The organism is Solwaraspora sp. WMMD792 (assembly GCF_029626105.1).
GTDB lineage: Bacteria > Actinomycetota > Actinomycetes > Mycobacteriales > Micromonosporaceae > Micromonospora_E.
Genome location: NZ_JARUBH010000009.1, coordinates 5,968,956 through 5,983,346 on the forward strand (window position 1 = coordinate 5,968,956; position 14,391 = coordinate 5,983,346).

Sequence of the window (14,391 nt, forward strand, 5' to 3'; positions counted from 1 at the left end):
GTTGCTCCCGGTAGAGAACCGGCTCGGTGTCTCCGCCGATCGGCGGAGACACCGACGTCTTCGTCCTCGTCTTCGTGCCGGGACCGGCGCCACCGTTCGTGCTGGGAGAGGACGTGCAGATAGAACTGTCGCTCGCGGAGGGCGTGGCGGCCCCCTGGCTCGCCGGTCTGACCGGACAAGATCATCCAATCGGACTATTAGCGCTCCTTGCGCTAATTGCTGTGATTGGCGTGTCTGTGGCAGCAATAAGGGTTATAGTTGTGCAACACGGGCAGAAGTTCAAACACCTGCCCTGACCAGGGCACAACTGCACAGGCTCCGCGGGGCGCCTCACGTCCAACCTCGTCGGTGTGGTCGTTCCTCCCCAGGTCCCACCCAAAGAATGCGGACAGGGGGCGCCCCGCGGCTCGTGCCCGCAGCCGGCTATCCTTGTTCGGTTGCGCCGACGTCAGTTGCCTGACTGGTCGTCGGCGTCACGACGCTGGACCTCCTGCCACGGAAGGACCGTGGCCGTCAGCCCACAGGAGGTGAGTACGTCTTGCGTCATTACGAAGTCATGGTCATCCTCGACCCCAGCCTCGAGGAGCGCACGGTCGCGCCCTCGCTCGACACGTACCTCAACGTGATCCGCACCGCCGGAGGCTCGGTCGAGAAGCTCGACGTCTGGGGCCGCCGCCGCCTCTCCTTCGAAATCAACAAGAAGGCGGAAGGCATCTACGCGGTCATCGACCTGCAGGCCACCCCGGATGCTGTCGCCGAGCTGGACCGCCAGCTGCGACTCAACGAGTCGGTGCTGCGCACCAAGGTCATTCGGCCGGAGACGCGCTGACCGCGTCCCACCGGTCCGCCCGACAGCCCTCGTCGGTCCTGTCACACGGCTCTGGCAGCCTGGTGACGAGGACGTCGACTGAGTGCGCGAGGAGATGGTCATGGCAGGAGATACCACCATTACGGTCATCGGCAACCTGACCGATGACCCTGAGTTGCGCTTTACCCCGTCGGGAGCAGCTGTCGCCAAGTTCCGGGTGGCCTCGACCCCCCGGTACATGGACCGAGCTTCCGGCGAGTGGAAGGACGGCGAGCCGCTCTTCCTGTCCTGCACGGTGTGGCGCCAGGCGGCGGAGCACGTCGCCGAGTCGCTCCAGCGGGGTGCCCGGGTGATCGTCTCGGGTCGGCTGCGGCAGCGGTCGTACGAGACCCGTGAGGGCGAGAAGCGGACCGTCATCGAGTTGGAAGTCGACGAGATCGGCCCGTCGCTGCGGTACGCCACGGCGAAGGTGCAGAAGATGTCCCGCTCCGGCTCCGGCGGCGGCGGCTTCGGCGGCTCCGGTGGCGGTGGCAACCAGGGCGGCGGCTTCGACGACCCATGGGCCACGGCCGCGCCGGCCGCGCCGGCCGCCTCGTCCGCCCGTTCGGGCGGCGGGAACTTCGACGAGGAACCTCCATTCTGATATGGCTTCCAACGCCCGCGATCGCAAACCAGGAGCACGAGCAATGGCCAAGGCTGCGGCACTTCGCAAGCCGAAGAAGAAGGTGAACCCGCTAGACAAGGACGGGATCACCTACATCGACTACAAGGACACCGCGCTGCTGCGCAAGTTCATCTCCGACCGGGGCAAGATCCGTGCCCGGCGGGTGACCGGGGTGACCTCCCAGCAGCAGCGACAGATCGCCCGCGCGGTCAAGAACGCCCGCGAGATGGCGCTCCTGCCGTACACCACGACGGCCCGCTGAGCGGAGGCACCGATATGAAGATCATCCTCACGCAGGAGGTGTCTGGGCTCGGTTCCCCCGGGGACATCGTCGAGGTGAAGGACGGCTACGGCCGTAACTACCTGCTGCCCCAAGGGTTCGCGATCTCCTGGACCAAGGGTGCCGAGAAGCAGGTCACCTCGATCAAGCGGGCCCGTTCCGCCCGGGAGATCCGCGACCTCGGGCACGCCAACGAGGTCAAGGGTCAGCTGGAGAGCCTGAAGGTCACCCTGACCGCTCGGGCCGGCGAAGGCGGTCGACTGTTCGGCTCGGTCACCCCGGCCGAGGTCGTTGACGCCGTTCGTACCGCTGGCGGTCCGGCCCTGGACCGGCGGCGGCTGGAGCTGCCCGGCCACATCAAGTCGGTCGGTACCTACCCGGTGAAGGTCAAGCTGCACCCGGACGTCACCGCCAAGTTCGACCTCAGTGTGCTGCAGGCCAGGTAGCTTCCGGCAGCCACAGCGAGCGAGACATCCGGCTCAGGGGCCACACCAGACGGTGTGGCCCCTGAGCCATGCTCAGCGCAGAATGCTGGAGACGACGACCGGATCCCCGGACCCGAGGTAGAAGATGCCCGGGTAGCCGGCGGTGGCGAAGCCGTGACTGGTGTTGCGGCGCAGCACCGAATCGGTCAGTTCGAGCGTGCCGGACCGGTCGTTGCTGACGAAGAAGATGGCCCCGCCACCTTCCCGCGCCTCGTTGTCGGCGATGACGGTGCCGGCGATCGAGACGGTGAACCGGTTGCCGTCGGTGTAGATCGCCCCACCGCTACCGCCGCCCGGGGTGCCGGGCTTGGCTGGATTAGCACCGTTGCCGGTTGCCGAGTTGTGCGTCAGTACGCTGTTCAGCACGATCCACGAGACACCGATGCTGCTCAACGCACCGCCGTTGGCACACACCCCGCCGTCGCCGGGTGCCCCGCCGAAGGTGCTCTGCACCACGTACACCGGCTGGTCCTGCCACTGGTCCAGCACCCGGATCGCCGCGCCCCCGAGATCCGGTCCGGTCGGGTCGCACCGGTTACCGACGAATCGGGAGTTGACCACCCGGAACTGGCCGCCCCGGACGAAAATCGCGCCACCGCCGCCACCGTCGACCTGCTCACCGGTGGAATCGCCGTCGGCAAAGGTCAGGTTCTGCACGACCAGTTCGGGATGGTCCTGATCATTGCAGTGCGAGGTCGTCCAGCCCTGCGCCTGGTCGCAGGTGTTCATGTACAGAATTCGTCGTTGCCCGCCGCCGCTGAGGGTGACCAGCCCGCCGCCGTCCAGCACCACCTGCCGACTGGCCGCGTTACGGACCTTCGCCGTCCGGTCCATCGTGATCACCACCGGTTCCGGCCCGCAGGCGAAGGTGATGATCCCGCCGGCTGCGACCGCCGCGACGACCGCCTGGGAGGTGCAACTGGCCGGCGTACCGTCGCCGATCGTGCGGGTCGGCCGGCTGGTGTCCACCGCCCGGGCCCGCGCCGGCACCTGAGCTTGTCCATCGGGGTTGCCGGCCGCCGGACCGGCCGCCGTCGTCCGGTCGGGAGCCTCCGACGGCACCGGGGCCGCGCCCAACCCGGCCGCGCCGGACGGTGGTGGTGTGCCGTTTGACGGGACAGCGGCCGGCATGGTGGTAGCGGACGACGCCCCAGGCTGCGCACTGCTGGGAGGAGGACCGTCACCGACCGCCGAGCCGTCGCCGGCCGCGCCGCACCCGGTCACCAGCCCGGTCACCAGCCCGGCGAGAAGCGGCCCGGCCACGGTCAGGTTGATCCTCCGGCTGCGGCTGAACACTGGTCGATCCTAGGAGCACGGCACCCGCGACGAACAGCGCGAACAGTCGGGGATCCGGGGCCCGCCCGGTAGGTCCGGCGTCAACCGATCGGCTGGCCGGTGATGGCGCTGGCAAGCACGGTCGACATGCCGCCGCCGATCACCGCCGACGCCAGGCCGACACTCGAGGCGCGCCACGTGCCGCTGACCCACCTGATCGACACCGCCAGGACCAGCGAGATCATCAGCGCGTACGCGAAGTCCGGCGCGGCGGCCAGCAGCGAGTTGATCGCCTGCGCCCGAGCGGAGAGGCAGTCGCCGTCCACGCCGAGAACGCAGTCGGTGGTCGCCGGGGTGCCGTCCAGGGTGAGGCTCCAGATCAGAAACGCCACCACCGGCAGGGCGTACCAGGCAGCCGTGTACAGCAGCGACGACAGATAGCCGCCCTGGTCGGCGTCGATCAGTTCGTCGTCGATCCGGTACGTCAGCCGACGCTGCGACGGCGGCTCGTACCTCGGCCGTGGTCGTTGCTCGGGCAGCACCCGGGAGCGGGGCGCGCTCGGCAGGGCGATCGGTGACCGGGGTGCCGAAGCCGGCGTCTCCACCCACCTGGGGTCGTCTGCCGCCAGCCGGGTCCCCGACCAGAAGGTACCTTCCCGGCCCGGCTCGACCTGTGGCCACGGATCGACCGGCGGAAGGATATCGGCGTCGACGTCGCCGACCTCTGCCGCGCGTCTCTTGCGCGCACCGGTGCGGCTACCGGCCGGCCAGCTCTCCGGGTCGTCGCCCCGGTGCCACTGATCGGTCTGGTCGCCGATCTCGCGCCAACTGTCGACCGGTTTCGGGCGGTACGCCCCGCGGCTGAGCTCCCCGGCCCGGCCGGTGGGCGGCTGCGCCGGGCCGGCACCGATCGCCCGCGGCGAGGACGCGGTACGCGGCCAGGTGCCGGTCTCGTCGGTGAACTCGCGCCGGGGCGGTTCGATCTCGCGACGGGCCGGCCGGTCCCATCGCCCGGCCTGGTCCGCCTCCCGCGACCACCCGCCGGTGCGCTCGCTGGCCCGGGACCATTCGCTGGTGTAGTCGGCACCCCGGGACCATCCGCTGGTGTGGTCCGTCGCGCTGGACCATCCGCTGGTGGGGTCGGAACGCCTCGACCACTCGCCGGTGTGGTCCGATCCACCGGACCACCCGCTGGTGGGCTCGTCGTCGCGTAGCCACTGCGCCGCGTGGTCGTCGTCGAGGCGACGCCGGATGTCGTCGCGGTCACGCCGTCGGCGGCCGGGACGGTCGGAGTCGGACGGCGGGCCGGTACGACGGGACGACCGACGACTGCGACCGCCGTACCCCTCCAGCTCACCGGGGTCACCTGGATCACTGGGCGACGCCGACCACCGCGCCGGCGCGGTCGACCAGGTAGCGGGTGGCGTAGTGGCTGGACCGCCCGGGTCGAGCGGACCGGCACCCGACACCGGCCCGGAACGGCTATCGGGCGATTCACGCCGCCAGCCCGCTGGATCGCCGGACACCGGGCTGCCCGAGATCGGGTTCCCGGACACCGGGCTGCCCGAGATCGGACCGCCGGAGATCGGGTCCTCGGCCGCACGGCGCCGGCCCGGTGCCCGCCGGGGCCGGTCCCAGGCGGGGGCGTCCATCTCGGGCCCGGCCGCTGGCAGCGCCGGCCGGCCACGGGACCGGCGGCTCCGTACCGGCTGCTCGGGGATCTGCCACGATTCGTCGCGGTGCCGCCCGGCCCGGCTAGCCGGCGGCTCCCGGTGGACCGGCTCACCCGCTGGCGGCGTCGGGCCGGCGGGCAGCGCCCACCGGTCCGTAGCCGGGCTGCCCCAGTCTGCCTGGTGCCGGGCACCGTCGCGCTGGTCCTCGTCGCGGCCGCGTCGGTCCTCGTAGCGGCGCCGGCCGCGGGGCGCCGCGTCATCCTCGGCCGGGTCGTAGCGCCGTGACCGACGAGAGCGTGGTGCCGGGTCGGCATCGGTGTCGTCGGGCCACCGGGCAGCCGACCGCCGCTCGCGTGGAGGGCGGTCGCCGTACTCCCAGTCCCGGTAGTCCACCGCCGGAGCCTCGCCCCTTCGCTATCGAGCCGTGATCGGCTGGGCCGGCGAATCAGTTCCCGCCCGATAGTAGCCGGTAGCCCGGTGGGCAGCCCGGTGCAGATTTTTGTCCACCGGCTGTGGATCGCAAAGTCGCAGCTCAGCGGGTATCTCCTCGGGTTGGCGGCAAGTTTTCCACAGGCTGTGCACAAGGTTGTGCACAGCCTGCGCCCTCCTGTCCACAGCTTGTCCAGAGGTTCATCCACCGCCGTGTTTGGGCATGCCGCCGCAAGTCCGTATCGTTTCCCGGAGCCCTCCCACGCCGATGCGACGCCCCCCGGTCGCCCGGTCCCTGGTGGGCCCGACCGCAGGTCGTCGACGACGCACGAGCAGACGATGTCGTACCCGCGCAGTTGACTCGCGGCAGTGATGTAGTGAAGGGGGGCGCCCGGATGTCCATCACGGACGACCTGCAGACCGAGCCCCGGCCACCGGCCCGCCCGTCCGGTCCACCCGGCCCGCCGGCCAAGCCACCCGGTCCACCCACCGGCGGTGAGCCCTTCGACCGCACGCCACCCCAGGACGTCGCCGCCGAACAGTGCGTCCTCGGCGGAATGCTGCTCTCCAAGGACGCCATCGCCGACGTCGTGGAGATCCTCAAACCGAACGACTTCTACCGCCCGATCCACGCCACGGTCTTCGACGCGGTGCTGGACCTGTACGGGCGAGGCGAGCCGGCGGACGCGATCACCGTCTCCGCCGCGCTCGCCAACTCGGGTGACCTGGGCCGGATCGGCGGCGCGCCGTACCTGCACACCCTGATCGCGAGCGTGCCCACCGCGGCCAACGCCTCCTACTACGCCAGGATCGTGGCCGAGCGCGCGGTGCTGCGCCGCATCGTCGAGGCCGGCACCAAGATCGTGCAGCTCGGGTACGGTTCCGCCGCCGGCGGCGGCCGGGACATCGACGACGTCGTCGACCTCGCCCAGCAGGCGGTGTACGACGTCACGGAACGGCGGGTGAGCGAGGACTTCGCGGTCCTGGCCGACATGCTGCAGCCGACCCTCGACGAGATCGAGGCGGTCGGTGCCCAGGCCGGCATGATGACCGGGGTGCCCACCGGGTTCACCGACCTGGACCGGTTGCTCAACGGGCTGCACCCCGGGCAGTTGATCATCGTCGCCGGCCGGCCCGGCCTCGGCAAGGCGCTGGCGCTGGACACCCCGCTGCCCACCCCGACCGGCTGGACCACCATGGGTGAGGTCGCGGTCGGCGACCGACTACTCGACGCCGCCGGTCGACCCACCACGGTTGTCGGCACCTCTGCCGTCCTGCTCGGCGGACGGTCCTACCAGGTCGAGTTCTCCGACGGCTCGGCCATCGTCGCCGACGGTGACCACCTCTGGCAGGTGACGCACCGGCCCGCCGTGCCGGTACCGGCAGCGGCCGCCGCGGCGCTGGCCGCTGTCACCCCGGCACCGGTTTCGGCCGATCCGGCCCTGGCCGGCCGGTCCCGGCCACGACCGGCCCAGTCCGCACCTGCGCGGGCCACCCAGGTACTGACCACCGAGGAGATCCTGGACCTGCTCGACCGGTCACCGGCGGAGCATCCCGAGGTCACCGTCACGAACTGCCGTGCCTTGGCGCTGCCCGACCGCGACGACCTGCCGGTGCCGCCGTACCAGTTGGGGGTCGATCTTGCCGGTGGTGACCCGGCTGCCGACCACCGCCAGGTCGACCGGCGGATTCCCGACGCGTACCTGCGGAGTTCCGAGCGGCAGCGGCGGGCGCTGCTGACCGGTCTGTTGGACACCGCCGGCACCCGCAACCCGGGCGGGCTGGACGAGTACCGGACCACTTCGCGCCTGATGGTCGAGGCGGTACGCGAGTTGGTGGCGAGCCTCGGTCTGCACTGCACGGTGTCAGCGGCCACCGTCCAGGGCCGGATGACAGCGCCATCCACGGTCTACACGGTGACCATCCAGACCGACGACGAGCAGCAGCGACGAATCACCTCGGTCCGACCGGTCCGCAGCGTGCCGGTGCGCTGCGTCACCGTGGACAACGCCGACCACCTGTATCTCGCCGGCCGGACGATGATCCCGACGCACAACTCGACCGCGTCGATGGACTTCGCCCGCAACGCGGCGATCCGCGCCGGTCACGCCAGCGCGATCTTCTCGCTGGAGATGAGCAAGGTGGAGATCGTCATGCGGCTGCTCTCCGCCGAGGCGAAGGTGCCGTTGCATGTCCTGCGCTCCGGCCAGCTCTCCGACGACGACTGGACGAAGCTGGCCCGGCGGATGGGCGAGATCAGTGAGGCGCCGCTCTTCGTCGACGACACGCCGAACATGAACCTGATGGAGATCAGAGCCAAGGCGCGGCGGCTACGGCAGCGGCACGACCTGAAGATGATCGTCGTCGACTACCTGCAGCTGATGACCTCGCCGAAACGCACCGAGAGCCGTCAGCAGGAGGTCGCGGACCTGTCCCGTGGGCTCAAACTGCTGGCCAAAGAGGTCGAGTGCCCGGTGATCGCGGTCAGTCAGCTGAACCGTGGCCCTGAGCAGCGTACCGACAAGCGGCCGCAATTGTCCGATTTGCGCGAGTCGGGGTCGATCGAGCAGGACGCGGACGTGGTCATTCTGTTGCACCGAGATGACTACTACGACAAGGAGTCGCCTCGGGCGGGCGAGGCGGACTTCATCGTCGCCAAGCACCGGAACGGGCCGACCGACACGGTGACCGTCGCCGCGCAGCTGCACCTATCCCGGTTCGTCGACATGGCGATCTGAGTCACCATGCCGGGACGGCCGCCCGCTCCCGGACCAGCACGGCGGCCCGGACCAGCGCAGAGTTCCGGACCGCCGGGGCACAGGCTCAGTCGAAGAGCTGGTTGAGAAAGCTCTTCTGCCGCTTGTGCCGGTAGTGCCCGTGGTAGCCGTGGTGCCCGTAGGCGGGAGCCGGCGGGTAGGCCGGGGCCGGCGGCGGGTAGCCGGGCTGGTGGTGCGTCGGCGGGGGTGGCGGAGGCGGCGGGTATCCGCCGGCCGGGCTTGGTGCCGGGCGGGGCGGTTGACCGGGCTGCTGGCCGCCGGCACCACCGTTCCAGGCTGCCTCCGCGTCCAGCAGGCGCTCCAGCTCGCCCCGGTCCAGAAAAATGCCGCGACACTCGGTGCACTGGTCGACGGTGATTCCACTGCGCTCGTACTGCCGCATGGCGCCGTGACACTTGGGACAGTTCATCTGCATGACTCGACGGTACCGGCTGGGATCCTCACCTGCCGACTGGCAACGCGGTGACCTCGTCGTCGGACACCTGGTGGAAATCCTGGTAGTAACAACCGACGGCGCGAAAGTCCGTTGGCCGCAGCGGGCAGACGACCTCGTCGACCACGTCTTGGAGCGTGCCGATCGCCTCGGCCGAGCCGACCGGCACCGCCAGCACCACCCGGTCCGCACCGAGGCTTCGACTCACGGTGACCGCTGCCCGGGCCGACGCGCCGGTGGCCAGCCCGTCGTCGACCAGAACGGCGGTCCGGCCGCGCAGGTCCAGCGGCGGCCGGTCGCCCCGGAACAGCCGCTCGCGGCGGCGCAACTCGGTGGTCTCCTCGGTGGTGATCCGGGCGATCTGTCCCGGGTCGAGCTGGTCGGCGATCTCCGGGTTCAGCACCCGCACCCCGCCCGGCCCGATCGCGCCGAAGGCGACCTCGGCCGCCGACGGCAGACCGAGTTTGCGGATGACCAGCACGTCGTACGCCACGTCGAGCTGGTCGGCGACCACCGCCGCGACCGGTGCCCCGCCCCGCAACAGTCCGAGGACGACGACGTCCGGTCGCCCCCGCAGCTGCGCCAACTGCCCGGCCAACTGCTCCCCGGCGTCGCGGCGGTCCCGGTAAGCCATCTCCATGTCCTCAAGGTGTACGCCGTTTCCCGCCCGCCCGCCGCCGGGTCGGCGGATTCCACACCGACGGTCGCCGTCACCTTTCCGCACCGACGGTCGCCGTCACCCTGCCAGGATGTCGCCGGCCAGGCGGCCGACCAGCAGCGCGGCGAATCCGGCCAGCAGGGTGCCGGTGGCGTAGCCGGCGGCCGTCCAGCGATCCCGCGCGGAGCCGCCGGCCAGCTGGACCACCTCGTAGGCGAAGGTCGAGTACGTGGTCAGCGCGCCGCAGAGGCCGGTGGCGAGTAGCCGGGCCAGCCAGCCGGCACCGGCCAGTCCGGCACCGGCGAGTACGCCGATCAGCGCGGCCCCGGCCAGGTTGACCAGGAAGGTGCCCCAGAAGCTGGGCTGACCGAGTCCCACCACGACCCGGTCGGTGAGGTAGCGAACCAGCGCGCCGACCGCCCCGCCACACATCACCAGGAGCAGACTCATCCCGTACCTCCCGAATTTTCCGGATGATCGGGGCGGTTCACCGGACCCGCCGCGCGATCCGGTCGGCGAGCGGCCGGGCTGCCGCGCCGCCGAGCCAGACCGCGACCAGCGCGCCCGCCAGGGTGCCGAGCGCGTAGCCTGCGGCCAGCCAGGGCCGTCCGGCGGCGAGCAGGTCGGCGACCTCCAGAGTCTGGACCGAGAAGGTGGTGAAGCCGCCGAGTACGCCGGCACCGAGGAACGGCCGGAGCAGCCGGAGCAGCCGGTGCGGGTGGGGCACGGCGGTGACCACCCGCATCAGGACACCGATCAACGCGCATCCGACGAAATTGGTGACCAGGGTCGGCCAGGGCAGCCCATCCTCGGCCGGGCCCGGCCAGCTGGCGGCGATGCCGTAGCGGGCGGCCGCTCCGGCCGCTCCGCCGACAGCCACCGCGGCGAGGACCGCCGGTGACGTCGACCCCCGGGGCATCACCGGTCGGGCCCGTACGTCGGCACCAGCCCGTCACGGTCCGGCGCGAACGCCTGCGCCTCGGCGACCCGGAGCACAGGGACCCAGCTGAACAGGGCGACCGGGTAGAGCAGGTAGCCGAACCGGGTCGACGGCAGCAGCAGCGTCGCGGCCAGCAGGCCGAGGCCGCAGATCAGGGCCGCGGTGGCGGCGGTCCGCGGCGGCCGGCGGACCAGCCGCACCGCGATGGCGAATCCGGCGAGCAGCAGCAACCCGCCGGCGACGATCCGCCCGCCGGGCATCCAGGTGGCGATCAGCATGCCGGGCAGCGGCGAGGCCGCCGGGCTGGAGACCATGCCGGCACCGAGTGGGAAGCCGAGCACGTTGTGGATCAGCGCGGCGTGATCGACCACTGCCACCGGCAGCAGGGCGAGCAGCGGCAGGGTGATCCCACCGGCCGCGACCCGACCCACGGCCCGTCGACCACGGGTGGCGGCGTGACAGAGCAGCACCAGCAGGACCGGCCAGGCGAACAGCTTGAGCGCGGCGGCCGCGCCGATGGCCGTCCCGGCTGCCGCGTACCGGCCGCCGGCGCAGAGCACCAGGGCGAGCAGGGCGAGGGCCAGCACCGGCAGGTCGTCGCCGCCGGTGCTCATGGCCAGCGCGGCGATCGGCAGTACGGTGCTGAGCTGAGCGGCGCGCACGAGTACCCGATCGCCGGCCGGGCCGGCCCGGCGGCGCGCCAGAGTGAGGGCCGCGGCCAGGGCGGCGACGGTGGCGACGGCGAACCAGACCCGGGCGTCGGTCCACCAACCGGTGCCGGCCAGCGCCCGGGGCAGACCGAAGATCGCCATCCCGGGCTGGTACGGCAGGTACCCGAGTAGCCGTTCGTCCGCCGGCAGCGCCGCGATCTGCTGTTCGGACAGGTACGGGCTGCCGTCGGCGAGCAGCCGGGAGGCACCGCCGTCGTCGACCACGACCACCTCTTCCTGGGCCCGGTCGGTGCGGCCATCGGCCCGCTGCTCGGCCTGCCGGACCAGGGGCACCGCGACCACCGCCGCCCAGGTGACTCCGGTCAGCCACGCGCGGGCGACGCCGCCGGTCAGCCACGCGCGGGCGACGCCGCCGGTCAGCCACGCGCGGACGACGCCGCCGGTCAGCCGCTGGCGGGCCGCGGCGCGCCGGACGACGAGTTGGCCGACCACGACGAGGGCGGCGGCCGCGTAGCCGACAACCGCGACGGCCCCCCAGGCTCGGTGCGGGGCGAGCGTGGAGGCGACCGCGGTGACCGCCGCGAAGACTGCGGAGAGCAGATAGAGGGCCAGGTCGCCGACGAGGCCGTCGGCGCTCCGGTCCAGTTGCACCCAGCGGCGGGTGGCGACGGCCCGCCACCGCCGGGCCGGGCCAGCCGGGCGGCGCTGGCGAGCTGCGGGCTCGGCCGCCGTGACGGTCACGCCGGCAAGTCTGACAGAACGGTCAGGCTGGCAGGTGCGGTACCTTCTCGTTCCGGTGCCGTTGGCCGGCCCGGCGGGTCTGGTCGATACGGACGACGGCGCCTTCGTCGTGCAGTGGACTGGCCAGGCTGCCGGGTCGGCCGCCGGATCCGCACTGCAGCGCGGTGAGCAGCCGGTGGGCCGGCATCGGCCGGGCGAACAGGTGTCCCTGACCGGCGGTGCAGCCGATCGTCCACAGCGCGCGGCGCTGTGGCTCGCTCTCCACGCCCTCGGCGACGACGGCCAGGCCGAGGCTGCGGCCGAGGTCGACGGTCGACCGGATGACGGCGGCCGATTCGGAGGAGGTCTCCATGCTCATCACGAACGAACGCGCGATCTTGAGCTCGTGCACCGGGACCCGGGACAGCATGGACAGCGACGAGTAGCCGGTGCCGAACTCGTCCAGGGCGAGCCGTACCCCGGCGTCGCGCAGCTGGCCGAGCACCTGGTCGACGACTTCGAGTTGGCTGAGGGTGAGGGTCTCGGTCAGCTCCAGGATGAGCCGGTCGGGCGGGACGTCGTGGGCCTGCAACCGGGCCAGTACGGCACCGGGGAACCGCCGGTCGAGCAGGCTACGCGGGGACAGGTTGACCGCGACCGGCAGAACGAAGCCGGATTCGTGCCAGGTGGCGGCGGCGATCAGGGACTGCTCCAGGACCGCGTCGGCGAACGCGGGGAGCAGACCGGAGCGCTCGACGGTCTCCAGGAAGCGCTTCGGGTCGAGACGGCCCCGGTCGGGGTGCTGCCAGCGGGCGAGCGCCTCGGCGGCGATCACCTCCCCGGTGCCGAGGTCGACGATCGGTTGGAAGTCGACGTTGAACTCGTGCTGGGCGACCGCCCGACGCAGGTCTCCGCCGAGCGCCAGCCGGCCGACGTCGGCGGTGTCCCGGCTGCGGGCGTAGACGGCGGTCCGGCCGCCGGATCGCTTCGCCTGGTACATCGCCACGTCGGCGCGGCGCAGCAGTTCGGCCATTCCGCCGCTGCCCGGTGCGACGGCGATGCCGCCACTGGCCTCGACGTTTATCCGCATGCCATCGAGCTCCATCGGTGCGCAGATCGCGGTGAGCAGCGCGTCCGCGCGGTGCGCGGCGATCGCGGGAGCCGGCAGCGTGGTCAGCAGTACGGCGAACTCGTCGCCGCCGAGCCGGGCCACCAGGTCACCGGGCTGTACGTTCGCGGACAGTCGCCGGGCGACCTGGATCAGCACCTTGTCGCCGGCGCCGTGGCCGAGCGTGTCGTTGATCTCCTTGAAGTGGTTGAGGTCGACGAGGAGCAGCGCGGTGATCCCGCCGGTGCGCCGTCGGCCGAGCAGTTCGGAGCCGTGCTCCATCAGCCGGCGCCGGTTGGCCAGCCCGGTCAGTTCGTCCTGTGCGGCCTCGCGGGCGTGCCGTTCGGCGTCCTGGTTCAGCTGCCGGTAGAGCGAGGCGTTGCGGACCGCCGTGCACAGTGCGGACGCGAAGGTACGCAGCGTGTAGTGCTCCCGGTCGGAGAACTTGACCGGGCCGGTCAGGCAGAGCCGCAGGGTGCCGATGCTGAGGGTGCTGCCCGGACCGGCGAGCGGTACGGCGATCACGGTCCGCATGTGCGGGGTGGGGGCGCTGCCGGTGGGGCCGTCGTACTGCACACCGTCGCTGTTGCCTTGGACCAGCCGGGCAGGTTCGTTGAGTTCGACCTCGACCCGGTCGGTGGAGAACAGGTCGGCGGCCTGCACCACCGCGATGGACAGCACCGCGTCGAGGTCGACGACGTTGAGCGCGTCGGTGGCCCGGGCGAGCCGCTGCCAGGCCTGCTGGTCGTCGCGGGCCCTGGCATGTCCGGCGTAGGCCAGGTGGATGCAGAGCACTACGGGTGGAATCGTCACCAGCAGCCACTGGTCCGCCTTGAGGATCAGCAGGATGGCGACGATCAGCGGGAACCGGATCACCGCGCTGGAGATCCTGAGTCCGAGGTTGTGCCGGAAGATGGCGCACAGTCCGGTTCCGGTGTCGCGGGCAATGACCGGGATGGTGAGCACCTCGTCGAGCACGACCGCTACGACATAGGCGGTGACGAGCGGCCCGAAGAACGCCGCGCTGTAGATCGCCAGCTCCGGATCCCAGTTCAGCGTGTGTAGGACGGCACCAGCGGCGGCGGCGACGAGCATGTTCTTCGCGACGGCGAAAGTCGCCTTTATCCGGGCGATTCGTTGCACGATCATCGCGAGGCCGACGCCCAGGCCGGTGCAGAGCACCACCAGGGTGGCGGGTGCCACCGCGAGTCCGACCAGGATGGCGACTTCACTCCAGGCGATGGCGTGGGCCGTCGACCGGATACGGACGCGCCATTTGACGGTGACCCCGACTGCGGCGAGGAAGACCAAGGCGGCGACGAGCGCCAATTCGTCGGGGGTGGTGACCAGCGACCCGGCGACGAGGTAGAGCGACGAGACGCCGACGGCCACCGCACAAACGGCGACGAGACCGACGAGCAGCACCAGCTGCCGATCGGTCTCGTTGTCGCGTCGAACCGTGCGGGTCAC

14 protein-coding genes are annotated in these 14,391 nt (G+C 71.5%); 6 read left to right on the plus strand and 8 right to left on the minus strand.

The window, feature by feature from the left end; all coding sequences use genetic code 11:
- Positions 1-26 precede the first annotated feature (26 nt).
- From O7629_RS27750 to rplI, 5 genes are all read left to right on the plus strand, one after another.
- Complete coding sequence (locus O7629_RS27750; protein ID WP_278172922.1) at positions 27-296, plus strand: hypothetical protein; 270 nt, start codon at positions 27-29, stop codon at positions 294-296.
- Positions 297-538: 242 nt separating this feature from the next.
- Complete coding sequence (rpsF, locus tag O7629_RS27755) at positions 539-829, plus strand: 30S ribosomal protein S6 (protein WP_278172923.1); 291 nt, start codon at positions 539-541, stop codon at positions 827-829.
- An 82-nt stretch (positions 830-911) separates the two neighbouring features.
- Positions 912-1,451, plus strand: a complete 540-nt coding sequence (locus O7629_RS27760; protein WP_278172925.1) for a single-stranded DNA-binding protein — start codon at positions 912-914, stop codon at positions 1,449-1,451.
- Positions 1,452-1,494: 43 nt separating this feature from the next.
- Entirely contained in the window at positions 1,495-1,734 is a 240-nt protein-coding gene (rpsR, locus tag O7629_RS27765; RefSeq protein ID WP_091551811.1) for a 30S ribosomal protein S18, read from the plus strand.
- A gap of 14 nt (positions 1,735-1,748) precedes the next feature.
- Positions 1,749-2,198: a 50S ribosomal protein L9 gene (rplI, locus tag O7629_RS27770; protein WP_278172926.1), complete on the plus strand. Its 450-nt coding sequence runs from the start codon at positions 1,749-1,751 to the stop codon at positions 2,196-2,198.
- Between the two features lie 72 nt (positions 2,199-2,270).
- Here rplI and O7629_RS27775 read toward each other — a convergent pair whose 3' ends face one another.
- Positions 2,271-3,368 (minus strand): hypothetical protein, encoded by a 1,098-nt coding sequence (locus O7629_RS27775; protein ID WP_278174702.1) that lies wholly within the window; start codon positions 3,366-3,368, stop codon positions 2,271-2,273.
- A 245-nt stretch (positions 3,369-3,613) separates the two neighbouring features.
- Positions 3,614-5,578 carry a hypothetical protein gene (locus O7629_RS27780; protein ID WP_278172927.1) on the minus strand — a complete coding sequence of 655 codons (1,965 nt, stop codon included), beginning with the start codon at positions 5,576-5,578 and terminating at the stop codon, positions 3,614-3,616.
- Between the two features lie 431 nt (positions 5,579-6,009).
- On the opposite strand from O7629_RS27780, the gene dnaB reads away from it, so the two are divergent.
- A complete protein-coding gene (gene dnaB, locus O7629_RS27785) occupies positions 6,010-8,352 on the plus strand; it encodes a replicative DNA helicase (protein WP_278172928.1) in 2,343 nt (780 codons plus the stop codon).
- 85 nt (positions 8,353-8,437) lie between these two features.
- On the opposite strand, the gene O7629_RS27790 is transcribed toward dnaB, so the two are convergent.
- The 6 genes from O7629_RS27790 to O7629_RS27815 form a co-directional block, all read right to left on the minus strand.
- Entirely contained in the window at positions 8,438-8,806 is a 369-nt protein-coding gene (locus tag O7629_RS27790; protein WP_278172929.1) for a zf-TFIIB domain-containing protein, read from the minus strand.
- A gap of 25 nt (positions 8,807-8,831) precedes the next feature.
- Positions 8,832-9,458, minus strand: a complete 627-nt coding sequence (locus O7629_RS27795) for a phosphoribosyltransferase family protein (RefSeq protein ID WP_278172931.1) — start codon at positions 9,456-9,458, stop codon at positions 8,832-8,834.
- 102 nt (positions 9,459-9,560) lie between these two features.
- Positions 9,561-9,932 (minus strand): CrcB family protein, encoded by a 372-nt coding sequence (locus O7629_RS27800; RefSeq protein ID WP_278172932.1) that lies wholly within the window; start codon positions 9,930-9,932, stop codon positions 9,561-9,563.
- A 37-nt stretch (positions 9,933-9,969) separates the two neighbouring features.
- Entirely contained in the window at positions 9,970-10,362 is a 393-nt protein-coding gene (locus O7629_RS27805; RefSeq protein ID WP_278172934.1) for a CrcB family protein, read from the minus strand.
- Between the two features lie 38 nt (positions 10,363-10,400).
- Complete coding sequence (locus O7629_RS27810; RefSeq protein WP_278174703.1) at positions 10,401-11,744, minus strand: glycosyltransferase 87 family protein; 1,344 nt, start codon at positions 11,742-11,744, stop codon at positions 10,401-10,403.
- 112 nt (positions 11,745-11,856) lie between these two features.
- Positions 11,857-14,391, minus strand: coding sequence for an EAL domain-containing protein (locus O7629_RS27815; protein WP_278172935.1), 2,535 nt, complete (start codon positions 14,389-14,391; stop codon positions 11,857-11,859).